Source organism: Streptomyces spiralis (assembly GCF_014654675.1).
GTDB classification, from domain to species: domain Bacteria; phylum Actinomycetota; class Actinomycetes; order Streptomycetales; family Streptomycetaceae; genus Streptomyces; species Streptomyces spiralis.
In genome coordinates this window covers 158,044-182,403 of record NZ_BNBC01000015.1, presented here as the reverse complement: position 1 = coordinate 182,403, position 24,360 = coordinate 158,044, and the positions used below count along the sequence as shown (strand labels likewise).

The following is a 24,360-nucleotide window of genomic DNA, read 5'->3' as shown; positions in this document are numbered from 1 at the left end:
CGGGTGAGTGGTGATGCCGTCGCGCGTCCTGTGCGTGGGTGGGTCGGGGCCGTGGTGGTGCGTCCAGCCCGCCGCACACGGACATACGGCCCGGAGGAGTCGGGTCGGCCGGAGGAGGGACCGCAGTACGCGGCGGGCTGTGACGCACCCCCACGGCCCCTTCCGCCGTCGGGCGGCCTCGGGTCGTGGCTGGTCACTACTCGGCCGGGGCAGGGGTCGCCCGCAGCCTGCGTCGCGGGGCGCCGCGGGTGACGGCCGCGTACCGTCGGGCGGGCGGACGCGGGTCGTGACTGGTTGCCGGTCCGGCCGGGGGCCAGGATTCGCCCCAGTCCGCGTCGCGAGCCGCCGCAGGTGACGGCCGCGTACCGTCGGGCGGGCGCGGGCCGTGACTGGTTGCCGGTCCGGCCAGGGGCAGGGGTCGCCCCCAGTCCGCGTCGCGGGGCGCCGCGGGTGACGGCCACGCACCGTCCGGGCCGTGCCTGGTTGCTACTCGGGCCGGGGCCAGGGGTCGCCCCAGTCCGTGTCGCGGGCCGCCTTGTAGAGGTCGCCGTGGCGTTTGGTGATCGTGCGGCGGCGGAGTTGGTCGTCGGGCTCGCAGAGGTCCAGGAGGACCTGGCCCTTGCGGATCTGGGGGCGCCGGACGACACGGGCGGGGGCGGGGGTGACCGGGAGGCGGGTGGCGGCCACGTAGCTGAACTTCTCGTCCTCGTAGGCGAGGGAGCCGCCCTTGACCTGGCGGTGCAGGGAGGAGCGGCTGACCCGGGCCGAGAAGTGGCACCAGTCCGTGCCGGGCACGATGGGGCAGGCGGCGCTGTGCGGGCAGGGCGCGGCGATGTGGAATCCGGCCGCGATCAGCCGGTCACGCGCCTCGATGACGCGGGCGTAGCCGGCGGGGGTGCCCGCTTCCACGACCACGACGGCCTGGGCGGCGGCCGCGGCGGCCTCCACGACGGCGGCCCGGTCGGCCTCGGTGAGCTCGTTGAGGACGTAGGAGACGGTGACCAGGTCCGTGGGTTCGAGGGTGAGCGCCGCGCCGATCCGGGCGCGCTGCCAGCGGACGTCGCGCAGGGCGGGGTGGGCGGCGGCGAGTTCCCGGCCGAGGGCGAGCGCGGGCTCGGCCCAGTCGAGCACGGTGACCGGCCGGGTTCCCTCCCAGGTGGCGGCGACGGCCCAGGTCGCGGCGCCCGTCCCGCCGCCGACGTCCACATGCCCGGCAGGCACCCACCCGGGTACGGCCGCCACGAACGCCTCCAGCGCGGAGCGCACCGCCTCGAAGGTGGCGGGCATCCGGTACGCGGCGTAGGCGGCCACGTCCGCGCGGTCCCGCAGGATCGGCGCGTCGGTCGGGGTGCTCCCCCGGTAGTTGGCGATCAGCCGCTCCACGGCCCCCGCCGCCTGCCGCGCCGGCAGCCCGTCGAGCAGCCCGGCAAGAGCAACACGAAGCATCTCCGCCGACGAGACGTCGGGGACTACGGGGGCGACGGGTGCATCGGAGGCAACGCGAGCAACGGGGGCAACGGGGTCATTCACCCTTCGATTCTCGCAGGCCCGCGAGGGACGAGGGGGCGGGACCCGGCCCGCCGCAGGGGCGCGGTGAACCGCGCGATCAAGGTCACGCACCCCGCACGGCCCGCGCCAAGCGGCTCGCCGCCGCCGCGCGCGGGCCGCTGTCCGGTGGGCGGCGGCGCGGATGGACCGTGTTGGCCAGCAGCACGAGAAACGTGTCCGTGACCGGGTCCAGGACCAGCGACGTCCCGGTGAACCCCGTGTGTCCCACCGCTCCCCCACCCGCCAGCTCCCCCATGAACCACGGCTGGTCCACCGCGAAGCCCAGACCCGGCGGGGTCAGCAGCAGCTCGACGAAGTCGGTGCCGAGGATCCGGGCGGGCCCGTACGACCCGCCCGCCAGCAGCGTCCGGCAGAACACCGCCAGGTCCCCCGCCGTGGAGAACAGTCCCGCATGCCCGGCCACACCCCCGAGCGCCCACGCGTTCTCGTCGTGCACCTCACCCCGCAGCATCCCCCGGTCCGCCTTGGCCCACGGTCGCCGCTGGTCCTCGGTGGCCGCCGCGCCGGGGCACGGCCCGAAGCGTGTGGACGTCATGCCCAGCGGGCGGGTGATCCCGTCGCGGATCAGCGCGTCCAGGGGGCGGCCGGTGACGCGCTCCAGGACGTGCTGGAGCAGGAGCGGGTTCAGGTCCGAGTACACATAGGTGCCGGGCGCGGTCACCGGGTGCTCCGCCCGCAGCATCGCCAGCCGGGCCGCCCGGTCCGGGCAGTCGTACAGCGGCAGTTCGGGGCGCAGCCCGGAGGTGTGGGTGAGCAGCTGCCGTACGGTGATGCCGCTCGCGGCGGCGGCGCGGAACTCCGGCAGATACGCCCCCACCCGGGCGTCGATCCCCAGCGTGCCCCGCTCGATCTGCTGCACGGCGGCGGCCGCGGTGAACAGTTTGGTGAGGGAGGCCAGGTCGAAGGGGGTGTCGAGGGTCATCGGCACCCATGCCTCGGGCGGCAGTTCGACGCCGCGGTCGGTCACGGGGTCGTAGGAGCCGTACCGTACGGCCCAGCCCGCGGCCTCCGCCACGGCGATCACGGGGCCGCGCCCGGCGACGACGACGGCGCCCGCCGTCCAGGGGCGCTCGCCGGTGGTGAGGGCGCGGACCTCGGAGACGAGGTGGTGCAGTTCGGCGGGGTCCAGTCCGGCCTTCTCCGCTGTGTCCCGGCGCAGTCTCGGCGTGCTCAGCTCTCCTCCCCCGCACTCACGGTCTTCGCGCTCACGGTCTCCGCAGTCACGGATTCCCCGCTCATGGCTTCCTTCCCGGGTCGGCACATTCCCACGAAGCAGGCCAGCGCCACCAGCGCGGCCGCCAGTTGGACGACCGCCATGGGTACGGCGGTGTCCTCGCCGGCGATCCCGACGAGCGGGGAGGCCACCGCGCCGATGAGGAAGGAGGAGGTGCCGAGCAGCGCGGACGCGGAGCCGGCGTTGTGCCGGGTGCGCATCAGGGCGAGAGCCTGGGTGTTGGGCAGGGTGACGCCCATCGCGGACATCAGTACGAACAGCGCGGCCGCCACGGGCGCCAGGCCCACCTCGCCGAACGCGCCCGTCGCCATCAGCAGCAGCGCGCCCGCCGCCAGGATGACCACCGTGAGCCCGACGGCCAGCACCCGGTCCAGCCGGACCCGGCCGACCAGCACCTTGCCGTTGATCTGGCCGACGGCGACCAGCCCGACCGAGTTGAGCCCGAACAGCAGGCTGAACGTCTGCGGGGAGGCGCCGTAGATCTCCTGGATCACGAAGGGGGACGCGCTGATGTAGGCGAACAGCGCGGCGAAGGCGAAGCCGCCCGCGATCATGTACCCGGCGAAGGCGCGGTCGGCGAGCAGCCCGCGCATCGAGCGCAGGGCCTCCCCGACGCCGCCCCCGTGGCGTTCGGCGGGCGGCAGGGTCTCCGGCAGCTTGGTCCACACGACCGCGCCCAGCAGCACTCCGACCACCGTGAGCACCACGAACACGCCCCGCCAGTCCGTCACCCGCAGGATCTGACCGCCGATCAGCGGCGCCACGATCGGCGCGACCCCGGAGATCAGCATCAGCGTGGAGAAGAACCGGGCCATGGCCACGCCGTCGTACAGGTCGCGGACGACCGCGCGGGCGATCACTATGCCGGCCGCGCCCGCCAGACCCTGCGCCAGCCGGAAGGCGACCAGCACCTCGACGTTCGGCGCGAGCGCGCACAGGACGGTGGCCAGGACGTAGACGGCCAGGCCTGCCAGCAGCGGGCGCCTGCGGCCCCAGCGGTCGCTCATCGGGCCGACGACCAGCTGCCCGAGCGCCATGCCGGCCAGGCAGGCGGTGAGGGTGAGCTGGACGGTCGCGGCCGGGGCGTGCAGGGAGCGGGTGACCTCCGGGAGCGAGGGAAGGTACATGTCCATCGCGAGCGGGGGTGTGGCGGTCAGGCCGCCGAGGATCAGGGTCACCAGGAGGCCGGTGCGGCGGGCGGCGCCGGGGCGGAGGGCCGGGTCGGGCGGGCCGGTGCGTCGTCCGGGCTCCGGTGCGGACGTCCGTGCCGGCTCCGGTACGGCGGTCCGTGGCGACTCCGGTGCGGCCGGCGCGGTGGGCGCGGTGGGCGCGGTGGGCGCGGTCGGTATGGACTCCTTCGGCGCGTGCGGCGCCGACGCCCCTCCCTCGGACATGTGTCCCTCCCTCTCCGGCTGATCCGCCACCTATGCTCTCAGCTCGTACGCCGTGCCGTGGAACACATGATCGAGGGTGGGGTCCGGGATGTCCGGGATATCCAATGTGAGCGAAGAGAAGGTGCGCTGGGGGATTCTGGCGACCGGTGGGATCGCCGCCGCGTTCACCGCGGATCTCGTGGACCTGCCGGACGCGGAGGTCGTGGCGGTGGCCTCGCGCCGTACGGAGTCGGCGAAGGCCTTCGCCGAACGGTTCGGGATCCAGCGGGCGTACGGCTCCTGGGAGGAGCTCGCACAGGACGGTGACATCGACGTCGTCTACGTCGCCACCCCGCACTCGGTCCACCGCGCGGCCGCCGGTCTCTGCCTGGAGGCCGGGCGGCACGTGCTGTGCGAGAAGCCGTTCACGCTGAACCTGCGGGAGGCCGAGGAACTGGTCGCCCTGGCCAGGCAGCACGGGCGCTTCCTCATGGAGGCCATGTGGATGTACTGCAATCCGCTGGTACGGCGGCTGAAGGCGCTGGTCGACGACGGGGCGATCGGCGACGTACGCACCGTGCAGGCCGACTTCGGGCTGGCCGGGCCGTTCCCGCCCTCGCACCGGCTGCGCGACCCCGGGCTGGGCGGCGGGGCCCTGCTCGACCTCGGCGTCTACCCGGTGTCGTTCGCGCATCTGCTGCTCGGTGAGCCGTCGGACGTGGCGGCCCGGGCGGTGCTCTCGCCCGAGGGCGTCGACCTGCAGACGGGCGCCCTGCTCTGCTGGGACGGCGGCGCGCTGGCCCAGGTGCACTGCTCCATCACCGGGGGCACGGCGAACGGCGCCTCGGTCACCGGCTCGAAGGGCCGTATCGACATCCCGTCGGGCTTCTTCCACCCGGAGCGCTTCGTGCTGCACCGCGACGGGCGGGACCCGGAGGAGTTCACCGCCGACCCGGCGGACGGTCCGCGCACCACCCTGCGGCACGAGGCGCTGGAGGTGATGCGCGCGCTGCGCGCGGGCGAGACCGAGTCGCCGGTCGTGCCGCTGGACGGCACCCTGGCGGTGATGCGGACGCTGGACACGATCCGGGAGCGGATCGGGGTGCGCTATCCGGGGGAGGCCACGGAGTCGACGGAGCCCGCGCTCGTCTGACCCGCCCGTCGGCCCGTCCACTCGTCGGCCCGTCCGCCCGTCGGCCCGTCGGCCCGTCGGCCGCGCATCCGTATCCGCATCCGCATTCGCATCCGTATGGCGGACAGGGGATTCCGCATGCCGGATGCTCCTCGTACGCTCCGGTGCCATGACCGACACCTCATCGAAGATCGCCGTGGTGACCGGCGCCGGATCGGGCATCGGGCGGGCCGTCGCCGTGGAACTGCTGCGCGCGGGCTGGTCCGTGGCGCTCGCGGGCCGACGGGTGGAGACGCTCGAGGGGACGGCGGCGCTCGCGCCCGAGGCCGCCTCCCTGGCCGTACGCACCGATGTGGCGCGGCCGGACGACGTGGCCGCGCTGTTCGCCGCCACCGTCGACCGCTTCGGGCGGGTCGACCTGCTGTTCAACAACGCGGGGACGTTCGGGCCGGGCGGTGTGCCGGTGGAGGACCTGCCCTACGAGGCATGGCAGCACGTGGTGAACACCAACCTCAACGGGGCGTTCCTGTGCGCCCAGGCGGCGTACCGGCAGATGAAGGGACAGGACCCGCAGGGCGGCCGGATCATCAACAACGGCTCGATCTCGGCGCACACACCCCGGCCGCACTCGGCGCCCTACACCGCCACCAAGCACGCGCTGACCGGTCTGACCAAGTCGCTGTCGCTCGACGGGCGGCCGTACCGCATCGCGGTGGGGCAGATCGACATCGGCAACGCTGCCACCGACATGACGGCCCGGATGCAGACGGGCGCGCTCCAGGCGAACGGCGAGACGGCCCCGGAACCGGTGATGGACGTGGCCGACGTGGCGCGCACGGTACGGCACATGGCCGAGCTGCCGCTGGAGGCGAACGTGCAGTTCGCGACGGTGCTGGCGACGGCGATGCCGTACGTGGGACGCGGCTGAGCGCCCCGGGGGCCCGCACGCGGCAGCCGCTCCACGTACCGGCGTGTACCCCGCGGTCCCGCGCGGGGTCCCCCCTACCGGTGCCGTGGAACGGCTGCCGCCCCCTCCCCTGGATGTGGCCCTGTGCACGCGACCGACGAAAGCCGCTCGGCGGAAGCCCCGCTCGGCCGAAGCCCCACTGAGCGGAATCCCCCCGCCCCAACTGTGAAGCTTTGGTGAAGGAGACGTCGAGCATAAGCCGGTAACCGGGCGACCCGGCGCGGATTGTTGAATTCCGTTTGTGCAGATCGCTCAACGGCGGTGGCGGCCCGCCGAGTCGGCCCGCGCCGCCTGCGCCGCCGCCCAGCGCCGGCGCAGGGCCCACGCCCCGCCCGCGAGCAGCACGGCCGTGCCGCCCGCTCCCTCCAGCAGCCGCCAGGTCGAGGGCCCGGCGTGCGCCGTCGCGCCGGACGCCCCCACGCCGGCCGGGTCGGCCTTGCCGGACGGGCCGGCCTCCGCCTTCGTCCCGCCCTCGCTCAACGGCTCGACCAGCGTGCCCACGGCCTGCGCCGAACCGCCGTGCGCGAAGCCCCAGTCGAGCAGGGCGGCGGTCTCCTCGTAGACGGCGTTGGCACCGGCCGAGGGGTGCATCACCGTGACCAGCAGGGTGCGGCCACCGCGGACGGCGGCACCGGTGAAGGTGTTGCCGGCGTGGCTGGTGTAGCCGTTCTTCACGCCGATGATGCCGTCGTACGTCTTCAGGCCCCACGTCCCGGTCAGCAGGCGGTCGGTGTTCTGGATCTGGAACGTCTTCTTGCCGCCCGCCGGGAAGTCGGCGGTGCGGGTGCCGCAGTAGCCGCGGAAGTCGGCGTTCCGCAGCCCGTGCCGGGCGAACAGGGTCAGGTCGTACGCCGAGGACAGCTGGCCCGGGTGGTCGAAGCCGTCCGGGCTGACCACGTGCGTGTCCAGGGCCTGGAGGTCCTGCGCCGTGGCCTGCATCTCGGCGACCGTCTTCGCCACGCCGCCGTTCATGTGGGCGAGCACGTGCACCGCGTCGTTGCCCGAGCGCAGGAACACGCCCTGCCACAACTGCTCGACGGTGTAGGTGATCCCGGGCTGGATGCCGACGAGGCTGGAACCGGCGGGAATGTCGGCCAGGTCGGCGGCGGTGACCTCGTGCCGCCCGGAGCGGGGGAACTTCTTCAGCACCGTGTCCGCGAACAGCATCTTCAGGGTGGAGGCGGGCGCCAGGCGCTCGTGCGCGCGGTACGAGGCGAGCACCTCCCCGCTCTCCCCGTCGGCGACCAGCCAGGCGCGGGCGGTGAGCTTCCGCGGCAGGCCGGTGGTGCTCTGCGCCTGCACCCCGCTGCGGGCCAGCCGCGCACCGCCGATCACGCTCGTGCCGGCGGCCGAGGCCGGGGCGGCGCCGACCGAGAGGGCCAGCGGACCGGCGGCGGCCAGGCCCAGCAGGGCGCGCCGGGACGGACGGGGGGAGGGAGACTGAGTGGAATCGCGCACTCCGGGACCGTACAAAGCGAGGCCGGGCCCGTGCACGACGGGTCCTCAAAGGGAGATCAAAAGATCACCAAAGGAGGGACGCCGCGTCGGTCATCTCGCTCATCCGCGGATCCGGCCGACACGGTCCCGCTCGCTACGCCTGCTCGGTCTCGAACCGGGCGATCCGCCCGTCGTCGGCGACGGTGAAGATCCACCGGGTGCGCATCTCGCCCCAGGTGTCGTTGCTGTAGCGGGCGAGGAGGGCCCGGCCGCCCCGGGACTCGTTGTCGACCTCCATGTGGCCGTGCGTGGAAAAGATCTCCTGCTCGATCCACTCGGCGAGGTCACGGTCGGAGCCGTCGTCGGCCATGGTCGCGCCGGGGGCGAGGATCTGCATGAAGCCCTCGCGGTCATGGGCGTTGACGGCGGTGACGAAGGCGCGGACGGCCGGGTCGCTGAGTCTGGCGGTCTGAATCGTCATGTCGGCAGAGTCACACCGCCCCCGGCTCCCCGCCACCCGAACAGCGCCGTGGGCGGGCCGAGCGGGTGTCCCCGGTGCGAGGGTGGGAACCCGGAGGGAACTCCGGTGGGAACCCGGAGGCAACTCCGAGTCCTTCCCCTTGGAGCCGTCTGGAGTCACCGTGACCTGTTACGACCGACGAGATGTGGGCCTGCTGCTGCTCCGGCTGGGAACGGGAGGCGTGCTGGCCGCGCACGGCGCGCAGAAGCTGCTCGGCTGGTTCGGCGGGGCCGGCCTGGCGGGAACCGGGCAGTTCATGGAGTCCGTCGGCTACCGGCCGGGGAAGGCGAGCGCGGCAGCGGCGGGACTGGCGGAGGCGGGCGGCGGGCTGCTGCTGGCCCTGGGCCTGGCGACCCCGGCGGCCGGCGCCGCGGCGGCCGGGGCGATGGCGGGGGCGGCGGCGGTGCACGCGCCGAGCGGCTTCTTCGCCCAGGGCGGCGGCTACGAGTACGCGGCCTCCCTGGGCCTGACGGCCGCCGGTCTCTCGATCAGCGGCCCCGGCCGCCTCTCCGTGGACCACGCTCTCGGGCACGCGGTCAACCGCGGCTGGATGGTCCCGGTGTCGTTCGCGGTGACGGCCGCGGGGACGGCCCTGGTCATCGGCGCCCGCGTCAGGCACCTGCGGCGCCAGAAGGAGGGGCAGCAGGAGGCGCTGTTCGAGGAGTGACCGACGAGCGGCTGACGCGCGGCCGCCGAGGCACGGTTCGGGGAGCCACGGGAGCCGTGGCAGGCTGCGTGCCCATGAGCGATCAGGACACGACGACCACCCCCGTGGCGGCCCCCGCGGACCTCTGGACCTCCATCGACGCCCTGTGGACGTGGCTCGACACGCACGGGCCGTACGACGGCCGGGAAGGCCTGCTGCTGAGGATGCTCAAGCTGTCCGAGGAGGTCGGCGAGGCCGCCCAGGCGGTGATCGGCGTGATGGGCCAGAACCCGCGCAAGGGCACCACCCACACGTGGGAGGACGTGCAGTCCGAGCTGTGCGACGTGGTCATCACGGCGCTGGTGGCCCTGCGCACCCTGACCCCCGACGCACGGGAGGTCTTCGACCGCCACCTGGCGAGGGTCAGGGAGCGTTCGCTCGGAGCGGCCGGGGCACCCGGAACGCAGGCCGGTCCCCCTCGGCCTGAACCCCGAGCGTGATGCGATGACCCGATGGCTGCGGCTGACCCTGCTGGGCGTGGGAGCGATGAACTCGCCGCGGTTCGCACCCGCCGGACTGCTGCTGCGCCACGCCCGGCGCAGGGTGGCCTTCGACGGCGGGCCCGGCGCCCTGCCACCGCCGGGCCGGCTCGACGCCTGGCTGGTCACCGACGAGCACTCCGAACTGCGCTCCGCGCTGCGACGGCACGCCGCCGAGCGGGACGTCCAGGTACGCGCCGGAGACGTCGACCTGGACGGCCTGCGGGTGCGCTGCCGTCCGGTCGTGCACACCTCCCACCCCGCCTACGGCTACCGCATCGAGGCGGACGGGCTGCTGGCCGTCTGGGCCCCGGAGTTCCTGGAGTTCCCCGCGTGGGCGGCGGGCGCGGACCTGATGTTCGCCGAGGCCGCCGCCTGGAACCGGCCGATCCGTTTCCGCGGCGGCGTCGGCGGCCACGCCACCGTCCGGACCGTCGCGGAAGAGGCCGCACGCCACGGCGTACGCCGCCTCGTCTACGCCCACGTCGGACGCCCCGTCCTCCGAGCGATCGACGCCGGCGAGAGACCTCCGTCCGGCGAGTGGGGCGTCGAGGGCCGTACCTACGCCCTCCGTCTTCTCCCACAAGCGAGCTGACGGGCTGTCAGTTGACTAGGTGGCTCAGTACCTGATCTCCACGGCCCGCCCGCCCGCATCCAGTTCCGCCGCCTCGGGAACCCGGCCCGCGGTGCCGAGCGCGATCCGGTGGGCGGACCACGCGGCGACGGCGGCGTCGAGAACGTCGTCCGCGGGAACGCGGTCCGCCTCACCTAGCTCGTCCGGGAGCACGAGCCCGGCCCCGGCCAGCAGGGAGCGGCGCAGATTCTGGCCACGCCAGGTCTTCTTGGCGTGGGCCAGGGGCGCCCCGCCGGCCAACTCGCGGAAGGACACCTCGGGATGCACCTCGTGGATCCGTCCATCGGCGAGCCAACAGGCCCGGGCCTCGAGAAGCTTCGGCGCCAGCGCCCACGCCTGCCGGCTCAACCGCCCACCGGCGAGCTCCTGGCACCGGTCCGCCGCCGCCGGGTAGTCGGCCTCCTGCCACGCCGCCTTCGGCGCCACCAGGAACACACTGCTCCGCCGCTCCCCGAGCAGCGCCCTGGCCGCGAGGTCGGCGGCACGCCACCCTCTGTCGACGAGCCCCAACGGCATGTCCACCGCGACGCCCTGGACGCCGCCGGCACGCCCGATCAACGCATCGAGCCGGACGTCCACCAGACTGCCCGCGTACGCCCCGTCCACCAGCCGGATCCCGACCCACCCCCGCTTGCCGCAGGCGTCCACTCCGAGCACGTCCATCCGGCCCCGCCTCTCTCGCACCGGTCAGGCCGCGGCGGCGGGAGGAAACGGCCGGCCGCCGAAGAGACGGTACGCGGTCACGCGGGTGAGGAGTGATTCCACCCACTGAGAGGCATGACGGAAGGTCAGCCCTGCAGCGTGCCTTCGGAATCCGTGAGTCGGGCCAGCCGCTCCAGCACCAGCTCGGCGTGCCGCTCGGGCTCCGGCACCGGGTGGATCAGGGACCGCACCCGGCCGGTGCGGTCCAGGACGACGGCGGCACGCGCGAACAGCGTCCGGTCCTCGGCCCGCACCTCGGGGACGCCGAACGCGCGGCCCAGGGACAGGTCCTCGTCGCCGACGAGCGGGTATCCGAGGGCGCGGCCCTCCGCGAACTCGGCCAGCCGGCCGGGGGCATGAGCGCTGACGCCGAGCACCCGGGCGTCGGCACGGGCGAAGGCCGCCGCCGCGTCGCGCGCGGAGCACAGTCCCGTGGTGCAGCCACCCAGTTCGGGCAGTCGCTCGCCGATACCGGGCTCGGTGATGAAGAACAGCACGGTCCACCGGTGGTCGGGAGAAGGCACAGGCAGGGGCCCGGCGGTCGTCGGGACGGTGCGCCACATGGTGTTCCTCCGTGACACGGCAGGTGTGTGGCTACGAGGGTGGATGATCACATGGATTCCGCCCACGCCTCCGGGCATGCGCTCCGCCACGCGCCCCTGCCCCGGGGCGACAGAAGCCGGTCACCGCACCGTTCATTTTCGGTCACACAGCGGCTCGAGCGTCTCAGGTTCCGCTCCCGAGTAATCGTCAACTCCCCATATGATGACCGCGAATTGTCGAGAACACGACCTCCCCGGTGTCGTTCATCGACCGACCGGCAACCGTCACGGCCCCGAGGAACCAGTCGATGACAGTGCACACAGACGCGGCCAGCCCCCGGGCGGAGCGTCCCTCGCCGCGCAGGACCCTGCGGGTGCTGCTCGCCACCGTGGTCGTGGCCGCGGCCGTCGTGGTGTGGGCGACGGCCTCCGCGCCCGCGTCGTTCCGCACTCCCCTGGCGATCGGAGCGGGTGCGGCCGCCCTGGCGCTCTGCGCCGCCGTGGCCACCGCCGTCCACCAGTGCGAGCAGGCCGGACGTGCGCGGCGGCAGGCGGAGGCCGCGGCCACCGAGGCGGCCGCTTCGGCGCGGGCGTTCGCCGACGAGACCGTACCGGCGCTGCTGGAGCGGGTGCGCGGCGGCTCGGCGTGGGAGACCGCGCTCGCCGCCGTTCCCCAGCCGGCCGACCCGGCCCACCAGCGGGCGCTGCGCCGGCTGGCGGAGGAGTTCGGCCGCAGCGAGAACCGCCGGGCCGCGGCCCTCGCCGCCTGCGCCAACGTCGCCGGCCGGATGCAGGCGCTGGCCACCGGCATGCTGGCGGACCTGCGGGAGATGGAGCACCGGCACATCGACCCCGACGTGCTCGGCGACCTGCTGCACCTGGACCACCGCACCGCCCAGGCCGGCCGCCTGGCCGACAGCATCGCGGTGCTCACCGGCGCCCGCTCGGGACGCCGCTGGGCCAAGCCCATCGTCATGGAATCGGTGCTGCGCGGCGCCATGGGCCGGATCGCCGGCTACCAGCGGGTGCGGCTGCACTCGATCACCGACCTCGCGGTCGCCGGCTACGCCGCCGAGGGCGTCATGCACGCCCTGGCCGAGATCCTCGACAACGCCTGCAACTTCTCGCCGCCCACCACCGAGGTCCACGTCTACGTCTCGGAGGTGCCGGCCGGCGTGGTGATCACCGTGGAGGACAGCGGCCTGGTGATGAGCGACGTCGCTCTTCGCCGGGCCGAGCACTCCGTCGGCGGGGCCTCGCAGGACCTGGCCGAACTGTCCGGCACCCGCCTGGGCCTCGCCGTGGTGGGGCGCCTCGCTCGCAAACACGGTCTGACGGTGTCCTTCCGGCCCTCGGCGAGCGGCGGCACCGGCGTCGTCGTACTGCTGCCGCAGGATCTGATCACCCGGCCCCAGCCCGACCCGGAACCGGAGCCGGCCCGGGCACCGGAGGCCGGCCGGACACCGGAGCCCGAGGTGGTCCCCGTCCCGGTCCCGGTCTCGCCCCTGCCGGCCCGGAAGACCTCCGCGCCGCCGACGCCGGTGGCGCTCCCGTCCGCCAAGACCCACGCCCAGGAGCACGCCACGGCCGCAGATCCCACGGGCGCGGACCCGACCACCGCGGACCCCACCGCCACAGACCCCACGTGCGCGGATCCGACCTCCATGGACCCCACCGCCACAGACCCCACGGCCGCGACGCCCCTCGGCGCCGGCGCCCTGCCCAAGCGGCGCCGTGGCCGCACCCTCGCCGCCGCCCATCCGGAAGGGGTCCCCGGGGCGGAGCGGCGGCCCGCGCCGGCCGTCACACCGCGCCCGACGTCGGCCGCCTCCGCCCACCGCCTCGGCGCGTTCCGCCGGGCCGTCACCGGGCAGGGTCCCGCGGTGGAAGCCGCGACGGGCGACCCGGTCGACGGCAGGCCCTCTTCCACTGCTACCGCTTCCCACTCGGAGGATGACCGATGACTGCACCCGCCGCAGCGGTGACCGAGCTCACCTGGCTGCTGGAGGGCCTGTTGGAGCGTACGCCGGGAGCCAGGCACGCCTTGGTGCTGTCCCGTGACGGGCTGAAGCTCTGTCACACCGGCGAGCTCTCCGAGGACCGGGCGGACCAGCTCGCGGCGATCTCGGCCGGCATCCAGAGCCTCTCCCACGGCGCCTCCGTGGAGTTCGGGGACGGGACCGGCGGGGTGCGCCAGTCCATGACCGAGTTCTACGGCGGCATCCTCTTCATCGTGGAGGCCGGCGAAGGGGCCCATGTGGCGGTCGTCGCGGACGAGGACGCCGAGCCCGGCCTGATCGGCCACAACATGCACGAACTGGTCGAGCAGCTCGGGGAGTACCTCAGCGCTCCGCCGCGGGAGCCCGCCGGGGACGGCGCGGCATGAGCCGCCCGGGCCGGGACGACGACCCCGACCGGCTGTACACCCTGACCGGGGGCCGCAGCCGGGCGGACGGGCACGAGTTCGACCTGGTCACACTGGTGGTCAGCGAGTCCGAGCCGCGTCCGGGCATGCAGTCGGAGCACGCCGCGATCCTGCGCATGTGCCGTCTGCCCACCGCGGTCGTGGAGATCGCGGCGGACCTGCGACTACCCGTCGGCATCGTGCGGATCCTCCTGGCCGACCTGCTGGACATGGGTGTGATCACCGCCCGGCATCCGCGCACCGCCCCCGCCCGGGCGCAACTACTCGACCCGATCCTCCTGGAGCAGGTGCTCGTTGGACTACGCAATCTCTGACGCCCCGGCGGCCCGCACCCCGCTGAGCCGCACCGCCGACAACGGACTGAAGATCGTCGTCGTGGGCGGTTTCGGCGTCGGCAAGACCACCCTGGTGCGTTCGGTCAGCGACATCCGTCCGCTGAGCACCGAGGAGACGATGACCCAGGCCGGCCGTGGCGTCGACGACCTCGGCGGCGTGGCGGGGAAGACCTCGACGACCGTCGCCTTCGACTTCGGGCGCATCTCCCTCGACCGGCGGACGGTGCTCTACCTGTTCGGCGCGCCCGGGCAGGAGCGCTTCTGGTTCCTGTGGGACCGGCTGTTCGCCGGCACCCTCGGCGCGGTGGTCCTGGTCGACGCCCGGCGGCTGGCCGACTCCTGGTACGCCATCGACCGGCTGGAGCACCACGGAACGCCGTTCATCGTGGCCCGCAACGACTTCGGCGGCCCGCGGCACTCCCCGGAGGCGCTGCGTGACGCGCTCGACCTGGACCCGCGGGTGCCCCTGGTCGACTGCGACGCCCGCTCCCGCGCATCCAGCAAGAACGTGCTGATCACGCTCGTAGAGCATCTGCAGGCCCTCGCCTCCGCCCGGGAGACCGCATCGTGACGACCTCGCCCTCCCCCGAAGCGCCGTCCGCCGGACGGCCGCACCCCGCGCCCCCCGTGGGGTGTCCGGCCCACACGGGCACCGACGCCGTGCCGCTCAGCGGCCCCCGGTTCCACACCGACCCGTCGGGGCTCTACCGGGAGATCCGCCGCGAGCACGGCCCGGTCGTCCCCGTGGAGCTCGGCGGGTTCCCCGCCTGGCTGGTCATCGGCTACCGCGAACTCCACCAGGTCACCAGCGACCCCGTGCTCTTCCCCCGGGACGTGGGCCTGTGGAACCAGTGGGAGAACATCCCCCCGGACTGGCCGCTACTGCCGATGGTCGGCCAACGCCAGCCGTCCATCTACTACACCGTCGGTGCGGAGCACCGCCGCCACTGCGAGATGGCCGTTCCGGCCCTGGAGGGCGTCGACCTCTTCGAACTGCGCGGCATCACCGAGCGGTTGGCCGACGAGCTGATCGACGGCTTCTGCGGCCGCGGCTCGGCCGAGCTGGTCGCCGAGTACGCCGTGCAGCTGCCGGTGCTGGCGCTCGCCCGGATCATCGGATTCCCCTTCGAGGACGGTCCGGAGATGGCCCGGGTGCTCAACGCCCTCGCCGACGGCGGAGCGGACGCGCAGCAGGCGTACGCGCGGTTCGGCGAGCTCATACAGCGCCTTGTGGAGACCAAGCGGGAACAGCCGGGCGCCGATGTGACCTCACGGATGCTCGCCCACCCGGAGCCCTTCACCGAGCAGGAGTACATGCTCGACCTGATGGCCGTCACGGCCGCCGGGCACCTGCCCACCGCCGACTGGCTCGGCAACTCGATACGGCTCATGCTCACCGACGACCGGTTCGCCGCCTCCCTCGGCGGCGGCCGCCACAGCGTCGCGCAGGCCATGAACGAGGTCCTGTGGGAGGACACCCCCACCCAGATCCTCTCCGGACGCTGGGCTGCCCGCGACACCCAGCTGGGCGGCCGTGCCCTCCGCACCGGGGACATGCTGCTGCTGGGCCTCGCGGGAGCCAACGCCGACCCGGCCGTACGGCAGCACGGGCCGCGGGCGACCGACGGCCCGCACACGGGCAACAGCGCGCACTTCGCCTTCAGTTACGGCGAGTACCGCTGTCCCTTCCCCGCCCAGGAGATCGCCGAGGTCATCGCCCGTACCGGGATCGAGGTGCTGCTGGACCGGCTGCCCGACCTGGATCTGGCGGTCCCCGCGCCGACGCTGGCCCGCCGGCCGTCCGCCTTTCTGCGCGGGATGTCGGCACTGCCCGTACGGTTCACCCCCGTGCCCACGACTGGAGGCCACCGTTGAACAGCCCGCACACCACCGCCGAGCACACCGAGGACCCGGCGGGCGGCGGATGCCCCTTCGCCGGGGACGCCCTCGTCATCGACCCGCTGGTGCGGGACCTGGCGGGCGAGACCCGGCAGCTGCGTGACGCCGGGCCCCTCACCCGTATCGACCTGCTCGGCGCCCAGGCCTGGACCGTCACCCGCCACGCCGAGGCCCGGCAGCTGCTCACCGACTCCCGTCTGGTCAAGGACATCGACGTCTGGCGGCTGTGGCAGACCGGCGAGGTCACCCGGGAGTGGCCGCTGATCGGCATGATCGACACGGGCCGCTCCATGTTCACCGTGGACGGCGCCGAGCACCGGCGGCTGCGGGCCAAGACCGCGCAGGCGGTCACCCCCCGCCGGGTCGCCGAACTCCAGCCGCTCATCGAGGAGATCACCGGGCGTCTCCTGGACGACCTGGCCGAAGCGGGCGCCGACGGGCCGGTGGACCTGAAGACCCGGTTCGCCCTGCCGCTGCCGCTGAGCGTGGTGAGCGTGCTGATGGGCGTCGACCCGGCCGAGCACCCGAAGCTGCACCGCATATACAAGGCGTTCTTCTCCATGCTCACCCCCCAGGAGGAGCGGCTGGCGGTGATCGAGGAGATGGACGTCCTCTTCAGGGCCATGGTGCGGGAGAAGACGGCCCGGCCCACCGACGACCTCACCAGCGCGCTCATCCTGGCCGACGAGGGCGGGGAACCGCTCACCGAGGACGAGGTGGTGGGCAACCTCAAGGCCATGGTGGCGGCCGGCCACGAGACCACCATCGGGCTGATCCTCAACGCCGTACGCGCCCTGCTCACCCACCCCGACCAGTTGCGCATGGTCCTCGACGGCGAGATCTCGTGGGAGACGGTGATCGAGGAGACCCTGCGCTGGGACACCCCGACCACGCACCTGCTGATGCGGTTCGCCACCGAGGACATCGAGATCGGCGGCACTCTGATCGCCAAGGGCGACGGGGTGGTCATCTCCTACCGTGCGATCGGGCGGGACACCGAGCAGCACGGCCCGGACGCCGACGCCTTCGACATCACCAGGCCGGATCCGATCCGGCACATGAGCTTCGGGCACGGGCCGCACATCTGCCCGGGTGCGGCGCTCGCCCGCCTGGAGGCCCGGATCGCCCTCCCCGCCCTCTTCGACCGCTTCCCCGGCCTGGCCCTCGCCGTCCCCGTCGAGGAGATCCGCAACCTCCCCGTCCTCACCCAGAACGACCTCGAGTCCTTCCCCGTCCTCCTCAACGCCTGATCCCCGGCTCCGTCCTGGTCCTATGAGGTGGGACCCCTGCGCCCCACGAGGTGGAAGACCCGGCTGAGCCGGCGGTAGGGGTCGCGTCGGCCGGCTTCCAGTTCGACCGCGGCCGTCGCCGCCAGCTGCTTCGTGTCGCGGGGGTCCAGCTCGGCTCCGCTGAACTCGAGCCAGTCGACGAACAGCCACACCCCGTACCAGCGCAGCGGCTCCACATCGCGGTCGCGCAGGAGGTCACTGAGTTCCTCGACGGTGTCGGCCCGGGCTTCCACCCCCAGCACCCCGACACCGGATCTGGCGTCGAACGCCGCCAGAGCGTCGTCCCAGCGCCGTTCCAGGGCCGGGCGCACCGCCGTCGTCTCGGCGTTGCCCGTCATGATCGAGACGATGCCGCCGGGGGCGGCGCACCGGCACAACTGGTCGATCAGCGGCTCCGGCCGCTCGACGTACCCGAGCACGCCGTGGCACAACACGGCGTCGAAGCGCCGGCCGTCCACCGCCTGGTCGGCGTGCTCACCGTCGGCCTCCACGAGCGTCACCCGCCGCCGGACCTCGTCGGGCAGCCCCTCGAGCCGCCGCCGGGCCTTGTCCAGCATCGCCGGCGACGGGTCCAGCAGCGTCACCTCGTAACCGGCCTCGGCCAGCGGAAACGATTGATGTCCCGCACCCCCGCCGACATCGAGCACGGACGCCGGAGGCGGCGGCAGGTGCTCCAGCAGCTGCTGGTGCATCACGTACGTCCGCACGTACCCCTTGACTGTTCCGTACGCATCGGCAAACCGGTCGGCCAGCCCGGCGGCCCAGGTGTCATCGCCCATCAGGTCACGATACGAAACCCGCTCATCGGCTTCGAAGCCGGAGGGAAAAGGCAGCGGCAGACGAGTCGGGCTGTACGCCGGGTTCTGTTCCCCGGGTTCCTCACGGAGCCCGGGGCGACGGCCATCCATCTAGGACCGGCGTTGCCGCCGGCCTCGTGCGGTCTACCCGCGGACTCGGGCGGGCAGCCCTCGAACGTCCGCGCAGGAACCCCGGAGGGTTCCCTCTTGACCTTGCTCCGGGTGGGGTTTACCTAGCTGCCCAGGTCACCCTGGGCACTGGTGGTCTCTTACACCACCGTTTCACCCTTACCGAGGACCGAGGTCCCCGGCGGTCTGCTTTCTGTGGCACTGTCCCGCGGGTCACCCCGGGTGGCCGTTAGCCACCACCCTGCCCTGTGGAGCCCGGACGTTCCTCGGGAAGCCCCCTTGCGGGAACTCCACGCGGCCGTCCGCCCGGCTCGTCTGCCGTGTCGACCATGGTACCGGGCGTGCCGGGCGCGCCGCTCCCGGCACGGGTCAGAGGAAGTCCGTCGTCTCCAGGTCGAAGGCGAACGGCTCCGGGAGGGTCAGCGACTTGCCGAAGGGGAGGGTGCACACCCCGCGGTAGTCATCGTTCTCCGGCTGGCTGAACAGGGTGACCGAGGAGACCTCCCGGTCGACGAGCAGGTAGAGCGGGATGCCCCCGCGGGCGTAGGAGCGGCGTTTGGTCTCGCGGTCGGCCTTGGGCTTGGTGGAGGTCACCTCCAGGACCATGGCGACGCCGTCGCAAGGCATCCAGGAGTCGGCGCCACGGTAGAGGCGCAGCGCGGCAGGGGCGAAGGTGCCGTCCGGGATCACATGGTCCTTCGGGCAGTCACCGCCGCTCCTCAGTTTCAGGCCCTTGTTCCCGGAGAACTGCATGTCGGTACGGGATCGCCTGATCACTTGGCCCACGATCAGGCCGATGTAGTCCTCGTGGTCCCCGTCCGGCGGCGGCGTCACGACGATCTCCCCCTCGATCAGCTCCGCCCGGAAGCCTTCCGGGGTGTCCAGCGCGAGAAAGCCCTCCAGCAGGACCTCGGCCTGCGTGAGCGGCTCATGGGCCATGGCAGTCATGTCACGCCTCTCCTTCGGTCGCTCGCCAGACTCGGACATCCCAAGATCACCTGTCCATGAGATCGGGAACCGTTCCCTCGATCGTGGCACAGGAGCACCGCGCCCGTCAGTCGGCGAACCGCCGCCTTGACCCTCCCGCTACGTCAACGTCTGTACTGCTCGCATGGGGATCACGGAACGCGCCGCCGTCGGCTGCGGGCGGGCGCAGACCTTCGGGTACGCCCGTGCGCGGGGGCCGGTCACGGCCGGGCTGGCGCTGGTGTGCGGGATCGAGACGCTGACCATGTCCGTACTGCTGCGGAACTGGCCGGCCGCGGACGCGGTGATGCCGTTCCTCGGCGTGTGCACGATCGTCCTCGTCGTCGGTCTGCACGCGGCCTGCGTGCTCCGGCCGCACCTGCTGACCGCGGACACCCTGCGCATACGGTCGGCCGCCCACGTGGATCTGCGCGTTCCGCTGGAGGCGATCGCGTCCGTACGCCGCGAGGAGCGGACCACGCGCCGGCGCACCGACGGCGAGCTGGACCTCCCCGTCGGCTCCCGCACCTCGCTCACCCTCGAACTGTCCGCCGCCGTCGCCCATGTCACCCTCCTCGGCCGGCGCCGGGCCGTGCGGGTGATCCGCTTCCACGCGGAGGACGGCGAACGGCTGGCGCAGACCCTCAGTACGCTGGCGCGGAGTCCCATGGACAGCTGAAGGAGAAACCCCGTGCTTGTGCTGCTGCCCCCGTCCGAAGGCAAGGCCTCCGCAGGCCGCGGCGCCCCGCTGAGGACGGAGTCGCTGTCGCTGCCGGGGCTGACCGCCGCCCGGGAGGCGGTGCTCGGCGAGCTGGTCGAGCTGTGCTCGGGGGACCCCGACCAGAACCTCAAGGCGCGCGAGGTCCTCGGGCTGAGCGAGGGACTGCGCGGCGAGGTCGCCAAGAACGCCGTCCTGCGCACGGCGGGCACCCGGCCCGCCGGGGAGATCTACACCGGGGTGCTCTACGACGCCCTCGGGCTGGCCTCCCTCGACACCGCCGCCAAGCGGCGCGCCGCGCGTTCCCTGCTGGTCTTCTCGGGGTTGTGGGGCGCCGTGCGGGTGACCGACCGGATCCCTCCCTACCGGTGCTCGATGGGTGTGAAGCTACCGGGGCTCGGCGCGCTGGGCGCGTACTGGCGCACACCGATGGCCTCGGTGCTGCCGGAGGCCGCCGGGGACGGGCTCGTACTGGATCTGCGGTCCGCCGCCTACGCCGCCGCCTGGAAGCCCAAGGGCGAGGTCGCCGCGCGGACGGCGACCGTGCGCGTGCTGCACTCCCAGGTCGTGGACGGGGTCGAGAAGCGGTCCGTGGTCAGCCACTTCAACAAGGCGACCAAGGGGCGGATCGTCCGCCGTCTGCTGACCGACGGGGCCGGCCCGAAGGACCCCGCCGAGCTGGTGGAGGCGCTGCGCGACCTCGGGTTCATGGTGGAGGCGGAGCCGCCCGCGAAGGCGGGGAAGGCCTGGGCGCTGGATGTGGTCGTGACCGAGGTCCACTGACAGGTCCGCAGCGGCCGTTGCAGCATGTGCAATGGCTTTTGCGTGTGCTGCATCGCATCGGCAGGATGAGGGCATGCCCTCCGCTTCCTCTGCTGCTCTGCCCGTCTCCGTGCTGGATCTCGCCCCCGTCGTGCCCGTCGTCGTTCTCCAGGACGCCTCCGACGCCGTACCGCTCGCTCGCGCACTGGTGGCCGGCGGGCTGCCCGCGATCGAGGTGACGCTGCGGACGCCCGCCGCACCGGAGGCGATCCGGGCGATCGCCGGGGAGGTGCCCGGCGCGGTCGTCGGCGCCGGCACAGTGATCACGCCGGGGCAGGTGGCCGAGTCCGTGGCCGCCGGGGCGCGGTTCCTGGTCAGCCCGGGGTGGACGGAGGCGCTGCTGGAGGCGATGGCGGGCTCCGGAGTGCCGTATCTGCCGGGGGTGTCGACCGCCTCGGAGGTCGTGGCGCTGCTGGAGCGCGGGGTGCGGGAGATGAAGTTCTTCCCGGCGCAGGCGGCCGGCGGCACGGGGTATCTGAAGTCCCTGGCCGGGCCGCTTCCGCAGGCCCGGTTCTGCCCGACCGGCGGGATCGGCCCGGACATCGCCCCCGCCTATCTGGCGCTGCCCAACGTCGGCTGTGTCGGCGGGAGTTGGATGGTCCCGGCGGACGCGGTGGCCGCACGGGACTGGTCCCGGATCGAGGGACTGGCGCGGGAGGCCGCCGCGCTCAGCGCAGGTGGGACGTGTCGTTGAGGAGGCGCACGCTGGCGTTGCCGTCGGCGTAGTACGCCACCACCGACAGCGAGGCCGCCGACAGTTCCATGCGGAACAGGGACTCCGGCGGGGCGCCGAGGGCGAGGCGGACGAACGTCTTGATCGGCGTGACGTGCGTGACGAGCAGGACCGTGCGGCCGGCGTGGGCCGCGACCAGCTTGTCCCGGGTGGCGGCGATCCTGGTGGCGGTCTCCGCGAAGCTCTCGCCGCCGCCGGTGGGCGCGGCGTCCGCGGAGGCCAGCCAGGCGTCGAGGTCGTCCGGGTGGCGTTCGCGCACCTCGGCGAAGGTGAGGCCTTCCCAGGCGCCGAAGTCGGTCTCGCGCAGGCCGTCGTCGACCGTCACGTCCAAGCCGAGGCGTGCGGCCACGACGGCGGCGGTCTCGCGGGTCCGGGCCAGCGGGGAGGAGACGACGGCCTGGATCGTGCCGCGCCGGGCGAGCGCCACGGCCGCCTTCTCGGCCTGCTCCCGGCCGACGGCGGAGAGGGAGGGGTCGGTGCCGCCGCTGCCGGAGAACCGCTTCTGCGGGGTCAGCGGCGTCTCGCCGTGGCGCAGCAGCACCAGGGTGGCGGGTGCGCCGAGGTCGGCGGGCGCCCAGCCGGGGGTGGCGACGGTGCGCGCCGCCCGAACGTCGGCCTCGGCGCGTGCGGCCTGCACGTCGGCGGCTGCGGTGCGCGCGGGCCGTACGTCGGCCTCGGTGCGCGCGGGCCGTACGTCGGCCTCGGTGCGCGCGGCCCGTACGTCGGCGGCCTCGCGGGCGGCGGCCAGGGCATCGGGGCGGGCGGTGGGTCCGGCAGTGGGGCCGGCGGCGGGCGCCTCCGGCTCCGCGGTGGAACCGCCGGCAGGCGCCTCCAGTTCCGCCGTGGACGCCGACGCCGACCACTGCTCGCCGCGCGCGCCCGCGTCCATCGCCTCGTTGGCCAGCCGGTCGGCGTGCTTGTTCCGCTCGCGCGGGATCCACTCGTACGTCACCCGCTCCGGCGGGAGGACGCGGGCGGCCTCTGCGGCCAGCGGCTTCAGGTCCGGGTGCTTGATCTTCCAGCGGCCCGTCATCTGCTCGACGACGAGCTTGGAGTCCATGCGGACGTGGACCGTCGCCCCCGGGTCCAGCGCCCGCGCGGCGCGCAGACCGGCGAGCAGGCCCCGGTACTCGGCCACGTTGTTGGTGGCGACGCCGAGGTACTCGGCGGCCTCCGACAGGGCCTGGCCGGTCGCCGCGTCCCGCACGACCGCCCCGTAGCCCGCGGGCCCCGGGTTGCCCCGCGACCCGCCGTCGGCCTCGACGACGAACTCCCGCACACCGGACTCCCGCACGCCGACCGCCCCTTACAGACCGGACTCGGCGGTGCGCACCAGGATCCGGCGGCAGTTCTCGCACCGTACGACCGTGTCGGGGGCGGCGGAGCGGATCTCGTTCAGCTCGGTGATGGCGAGCTCCTGTCGGCAGCCCTGGCAGGTGCGCTGGTACAGCTTGGCCGCGCCGATGCCGCCCTGCTGCTCGCGCAGCTTGTCGTACAGCTTGAGCAGGTCGGCGGGGACGGAGCCGGCGACGACCTCGCGTTCCTTCGTGACGGAGGCCGCCTCGCCGTCGAGCTCCTCGTAGGCCGCGTCCCGGCGGGCGGTGGCGTCGTCGGCCTTCGCCTGGACGGAGGAAACGCGCTCGGTCAGTTCGGCGACCCGCTCCTGCGCGGACTCGCGGCGCTCCATGACCTCCAGGACGACGTCCTCCAGGTCGCCCTGGCGCTTGGCGAGGGAGGCGATCTCGTGCTGGAGGTTGGACAGGTCCTTGGGCGAGGTGACGGCGCCGGAGTCCAGGCGCTGCTGGTCGCGGGCGGCGCGGGTGCGCACCTGGTCCACGTCCTGCTCGGCCTTGGTCTGCTCGCGGGCGCAGTCGCTCTCCTCGGTCTGCGCGGCCACGAGCAGGTCGCGCAGCTGTGTGAGGTCCTTCGTCAGCGACTCGATCTCGGCGTGCTCCGGCAGGGACTTCCGCTTGTGCGCGAGCTGCTGCAGGCGGACGTCGAGGGCCTGGACGTCGAGGAGTCGGATCTGGTCGGCGGGCGCGGCGTTCAGTTGGGGGCTCCCAGGGATTCGTCGGTGGTGTCGGTGGACGCCGCGTGGGCGGTCCAGGGGTCGGTGACCGTCTTGGAGACGTGGACGCGCAGGTCCCATCCGTGCCGGTCGGAGATCTCGTCGAGCTGGGCTGCGGCCAGCTCGCACCAGGGCCACTCGGTGGCCCAGTGCGCCGCGTCGAGCAGCGCGACAGGACTGTGGGCGGCGCGGTCCGCGACGAACTCGGAGGCCGGGTGGTGGCGCAGGTCCGCGGTGAGGAAGGCGTCGACGCCCGCGGCCCGTACGGCGTCGAAGAGGCTGTCGCCGGAGCCGCCGCTGACCGCGAGGGTGCGGACGACGGCCTCGGGGTCGCCGGCCACCCGGATCCCCTGCGCGGTGGCGGGCAGGCACCGGGCGGCGAGCGCGGCGAGCTCGCGGACGGTGAGCGGGTGGTCGAGTTCGCAGATCCGGCCCAGGCCCCGGCGGCCCTCCGGGTCGCCGGCGTCCGGCACGAGGGGCCCTGCGACCCTGAGGTCCAGCGCTCCGGCCAGGGCGTCGCTCACGCCCGGGTCGGCGGTGTCGGCGTTGGTGTGGGCCACGTGCAGGGCGATGTCGTTGCGGATCAGCGTGTGCACCACGCGGCCCTTGAAGGTGGAGGCCGCCACGGTCGTCGTACCGCGCAGATAGAGCGGGTGGTGGGTGACGAGCAGGTCGGCGCCCAGCTTCACCGCCTCGTCGACGATCTCCTGCACCGGGTCGACGGCGAACAGGACCCGGCCGACCTCCTGGCCGGGGTCGCCCACGACGGTGCCGACCGCGTCCCAGGACTCGGCCCGCTCGGCGGGCCACAGGTTCTCCAGCGCGGCGATGACTTCAGACAGACGGGGCACGAGTGCAAGGCTACCTGGGTGTTCGCCGCGGCT

The 24,360-nt window shown here is 73.6% G+C and carries 26 protein-coding genes and 1 other RNA gene; 14 read left to right on the top strand and 13 right to left on the bottom strand.

The genetic code is table 11. From position 1 onward, the window contains the following. Positions 1-486: 486 nt before the first annotated feature. From IE318_RS17985 to IE318_RS17975, 3 genes are all read right to left on the bottom strand, one after another. Positions 487-1,446 carry a small ribosomal subunit Rsm22 family protein gene (locus IE318_RS17985; RefSeq protein ID WP_189901520.1) on the bottom strand — a complete coding sequence of 320 codons (960 nt, stop codon included), beginning with the start codon at positions 1,444-1,446 and terminating at the stop codon, positions 487-489. A 166-nt stretch (positions 1,447-1,612) separates the two neighbouring features. Then, positions 1,613-2,797, bottom strand: coding sequence for a serine hydrolase domain-containing protein (locus tag IE318_RS17980; protein WP_189901545.1), 1,185 nt, complete (start codon positions 2,795-2,797; stop codon positions 1,613-1,615). Continuing rightward, complete coding sequence (locus tag IE318_RS17975; protein ID WP_229903571.1) at positions 2,740-4,197, bottom strand: multidrug effflux MFS transporter; 1,458 nt, start codon at positions 4,195-4,197, stop codon at positions 2,740-2,742. Before IE318_RS17975 ends, IE318_RS17980 begins: the two co-directional genes overlap by 58 nt. 88 nt (positions 4,198-4,285) lie before the next feature. Between IE318_RS17975 and IE318_RS17970 the strand changes: the two genes are divergently transcribed. Both IE318_RS17970 and IE318_RS17965 read left to right on the top strand, forming a co-directional pair. Continuing rightward, positions 4,286-5,329, top strand: coding sequence for a Gfo/Idh/MocA family protein (locus IE318_RS17970; RefSeq protein ID WP_189901517.1), 1,044 nt, complete (start codon positions 4,286-4,288; stop codon positions 5,327-5,329). A 148-nt stretch (positions 5,330-5,477) separates the two neighbouring features. Next, a complete protein-coding gene (locus IE318_RS17965) occupies positions 5,478-6,236 on the top strand; it encodes an SDR family oxidoreductase (protein WP_189901515.1) in 759 nt (252 codons plus the stop codon). 291 nt (positions 6,237-6,527) lie between these two features. On the opposite strand, the gene IE318_RS17960 is transcribed toward IE318_RS17965, so the two are convergent. Together IE318_RS17960 and IE318_RS17955 are read right to left on the bottom strand one after the other, a co-directional pair. Further along, on the bottom strand, positions 6,528-7,733 hold the full coding sequence (locus tag IE318_RS17960; protein ID WP_189901513.1) for a D-alanyl-D-alanine carboxypeptidase family protein: 1,206 nt from the start codon (positions 7,731-7,733) through the stop codon (positions 6,528-6,530). Between the two features lie 133 nt (positions 7,734-7,866). Further along, entirely contained in the window at positions 7,867-8,193 is a 327-nt protein-coding gene (locus tag IE318_RS17955; RefSeq protein ID WP_030169495.1) for a hypothetical protein, read from the bottom strand. A gap of 160 nt (positions 8,194-8,353) precedes the next feature. Here IE318_RS17955 and IE318_RS17950 point away from each other — a divergent pair, with 160 nt between their 5' ends. The 3 genes from IE318_RS17950 to IE318_RS17940 all read left to right on the top strand — a co-directional run bounded on the left by IE318_RS17950 (position 8,354) and on the right by IE318_RS17940 (position 10,012). Then, positions 8,354-8,899, top strand: a complete 546-nt coding sequence (locus tag IE318_RS17950) for a DoxX family membrane protein (RefSeq protein ID WP_030169498.1) — start codon at positions 8,354-8,356, stop codon at positions 8,897-8,899. Between the two features lie 74 nt (positions 8,900-8,973). After that, the gene (locus IE318_RS17945; protein WP_189901511.1) at positions 8,974-9,378 is read left to right on the top strand and encodes a MazG-like family protein; all 405 of its coding nucleotides are present in this window, start codon (positions 8,974-8,976) and stop codon (positions 9,376-9,378) included. 4 nt (positions 9,379-9,382) lie between these two features. Then, positions 9,383-10,012 carry an MBL fold metallo-hydrolase gene (locus IE318_RS17940; RefSeq protein WP_189901509.1) on the top strand — a complete coding sequence of 210 codons (630 nt, stop codon included), beginning with the start codon at positions 9,383-9,385 and terminating at the stop codon, positions 10,010-10,012. 24 nt (positions 10,013-10,036) lie between these two features. On the opposite strand, the gene IE318_RS17935 is transcribed toward IE318_RS17940, so the two are convergent. Together IE318_RS17935 and IE318_RS17930 are read right to left on the bottom strand one after the other, a co-directional pair. Next, the gene (locus IE318_RS17935; RefSeq protein WP_189901507.1) at positions 10,037-10,714 is read right to left on the bottom strand and encodes a DUF429 domain-containing protein; all 678 of its coding nucleotides are present in this window, start codon (positions 10,712-10,714) and stop codon (positions 10,037-10,039) included. Positions 10,715-10,839: 125 nt separating this feature from the next. Next, positions 10,840-11,316 carry a redoxin domain-containing protein gene (locus IE318_RS17930; protein ID WP_189901505.1) on the bottom strand — a complete coding sequence of 159 codons (477 nt, stop codon included), beginning with the start codon at positions 11,314-11,316 and terminating at the stop codon, positions 10,840-10,842. Positions 11,317-11,603: 287 nt separating this feature from the next. Here IE318_RS17930 and IE318_RS17925 point away from each other — a divergent pair, with 287 nt between their 5' ends. The 6 genes from IE318_RS17925 to IE318_RS17900 are packed head-to-tail and all read left to right on the top strand — an operon-like array spanning position 11,604 to position 17,204. Further along, positions 11,604-13,259: a sensor histidine kinase gene (locus IE318_RS17925; protein ID WP_189901503.1), complete on the top strand. Its 1,656-nt coding sequence runs from the start codon at positions 11,604-11,606 to the stop codon at positions 13,257-13,259. Continuing rightward, complete coding sequence (locus IE318_RS17920; RefSeq protein WP_030169516.1) at positions 13,256-13,681, top strand: roadblock/LC7 domain-containing protein; 426 nt, start codon at positions 13,256-13,258, stop codon at positions 13,679-13,681. The genes IE318_RS17925 and IE318_RS17920 overlap by 4 nt, the downstream gene beginning before the upstream one ends. Continuing rightward, positions 13,678-14,034: a DUF742 domain-containing protein gene (locus IE318_RS17915; RefSeq protein ID WP_189901501.1), complete on the top strand. Its 357-nt coding sequence runs from the start codon at positions 13,678-13,680 to the stop codon at positions 14,032-14,034. Before IE318_RS17920 ends, IE318_RS17915 begins: the two co-directional genes overlap by 4 nt. Then, positions 14,015-14,626: a GTP-binding protein gene (locus IE318_RS17910; protein WP_189901499.1), complete on the top strand. Its 612-nt coding sequence runs from the start codon at positions 14,015-14,017 to the stop codon at positions 14,624-14,626. The genes IE318_RS17915 and IE318_RS17910 overlap by 20 nt, the downstream gene beginning before the upstream one ends. A gap of 56 nt (positions 14,627-14,682) precedes the next feature. Next, positions 14,683-15,930, top strand: coding sequence for a cytochrome P450 (locus IE318_RS17905; RefSeq protein ID WP_189901543.1), 1,248 nt, complete (start codon positions 14,683-14,685; stop codon positions 15,928-15,930). Then, positions 15,927-17,204 carry a cytochrome P450 family protein gene (locus tag IE318_RS17900; protein WP_189901496.1) on the top strand — a complete coding sequence of 426 codons (1,278 nt, stop codon included), beginning with the start codon at positions 15,927-15,929 and terminating at the stop codon, positions 17,202-17,204. The genes IE318_RS17905 and IE318_RS17900 overlap by 4 nt, the downstream gene beginning before the upstream one ends. A gap of 20 nt (positions 17,205-17,224) precedes the next feature. Here the strand turns inward: IE318_RS17900 and IE318_RS17895 are convergent, their stop codons facing one another. From IE318_RS17895 to IE318_RS17885, 3 genes are all read right to left on the bottom strand, one after another. Next, a complete protein-coding gene (locus tag IE318_RS17895; RefSeq protein ID WP_189901494.1) occupies positions 17,225-18,022 on the bottom strand; it encodes a class I SAM-dependent methyltransferase in 798 nt (265 codons plus the stop codon). Between the two features lie 57 nt (positions 18,023-18,079). Then, positions 18,080-18,483, bottom strand: an RNA gene (gene rnpB / locus IE318_RS17890) — RNase P RNA component class A. Positions 18,484-18,538: 55 nt separating this feature from the next. Next, positions 18,539-19,117, bottom strand: coding sequence for a Uma2 family endonuclease (locus IE318_RS17885; RefSeq protein WP_189901492.1), 579 nt, complete (start codon positions 19,115-19,117; stop codon positions 18,539-18,541). A gap of 163 nt (positions 19,118-19,280) precedes the next feature. On the opposite strand from IE318_RS17885, the gene IE318_RS17880 reads away from it, so the two are divergent. The 3 genes from IE318_RS17880 to eda all read left to right on the top strand — a co-directional run bounded on the left by IE318_RS17880 (position 19,281) and on the right by eda (position 21,369). After that, positions 19,281-19,814 carry a hypothetical protein gene (locus IE318_RS17880; protein ID WP_189901490.1) on the top strand — a complete coding sequence of 178 codons (534 nt, stop codon included), beginning with the start codon at positions 19,281-19,283 and terminating at the stop codon, positions 19,812-19,814. 12 nt (positions 19,815-19,826) lie between these two features. Beyond that, on the top strand, positions 19,827-20,636 hold the full coding sequence (gene yaaA / locus IE318_RS17875; protein ID WP_189901488.1) for a peroxide stress protein YaaA: 810 nt from the start codon (positions 19,827-19,829) through the stop codon (positions 20,634-20,636). A 73-nt stretch (positions 20,637-20,709) separates the two neighbouring features. Then, on the top strand, positions 20,710-21,369 hold the full coding sequence (eda, locus tag IE318_RS17870) for a bifunctional 4-hydroxy-2-oxoglutarate aldolase/2-dehydro-3-deoxy-phosphogluconate aldolase (RefSeq protein WP_189901486.1): 660 nt from the start codon (positions 20,710-20,712) through the stop codon (positions 21,367-21,369). Here the strand turns inward: eda and IE318_RS17865 are convergent. Genes IE318_RS17865 through IE318_RS17855 form a run of 3 tightly spaced genes read right to left on the bottom strand, consistent with a single transcriptional unit; the run spans position 21,344 to position 24,327 of the window. Next, positions 21,344-22,687 carry a bifunctional RNase H/acid phosphatase gene (locus IE318_RS17865; RefSeq protein WP_189901541.1) on the bottom strand — a complete coding sequence of 448 codons (1,344 nt, stop codon included), beginning with the start codon at positions 22,685-22,687 and terminating at the stop codon, positions 21,344-21,346. The two genes, eda and IE318_RS17865, sit on opposite strands and share 26 nt — an antisense overlap. A 27-nt stretch (positions 22,688-22,714) precedes the next feature. Next, positions 22,715-23,458, bottom strand: a complete 744-nt coding sequence (locus IE318_RS17860; protein WP_078917034.1) for a zinc ribbon domain-containing protein — start codon at positions 23,456-23,458, stop codon at positions 22,715-22,717. Next, on the bottom strand, positions 23,455-24,327 hold the full coding sequence (locus tag IE318_RS17855) for a Nif3-like dinuclear metal center hexameric protein (protein ID WP_189901484.1): 873 nt from the start codon (positions 24,325-24,327) through the stop codon (positions 23,455-23,457). The genes IE318_RS17860 and IE318_RS17855 overlap by 4 nt, the downstream gene beginning before the upstream one ends. Between the last annotated feature and the right edge of the window lie 33 nt (positions 24,328-24,360).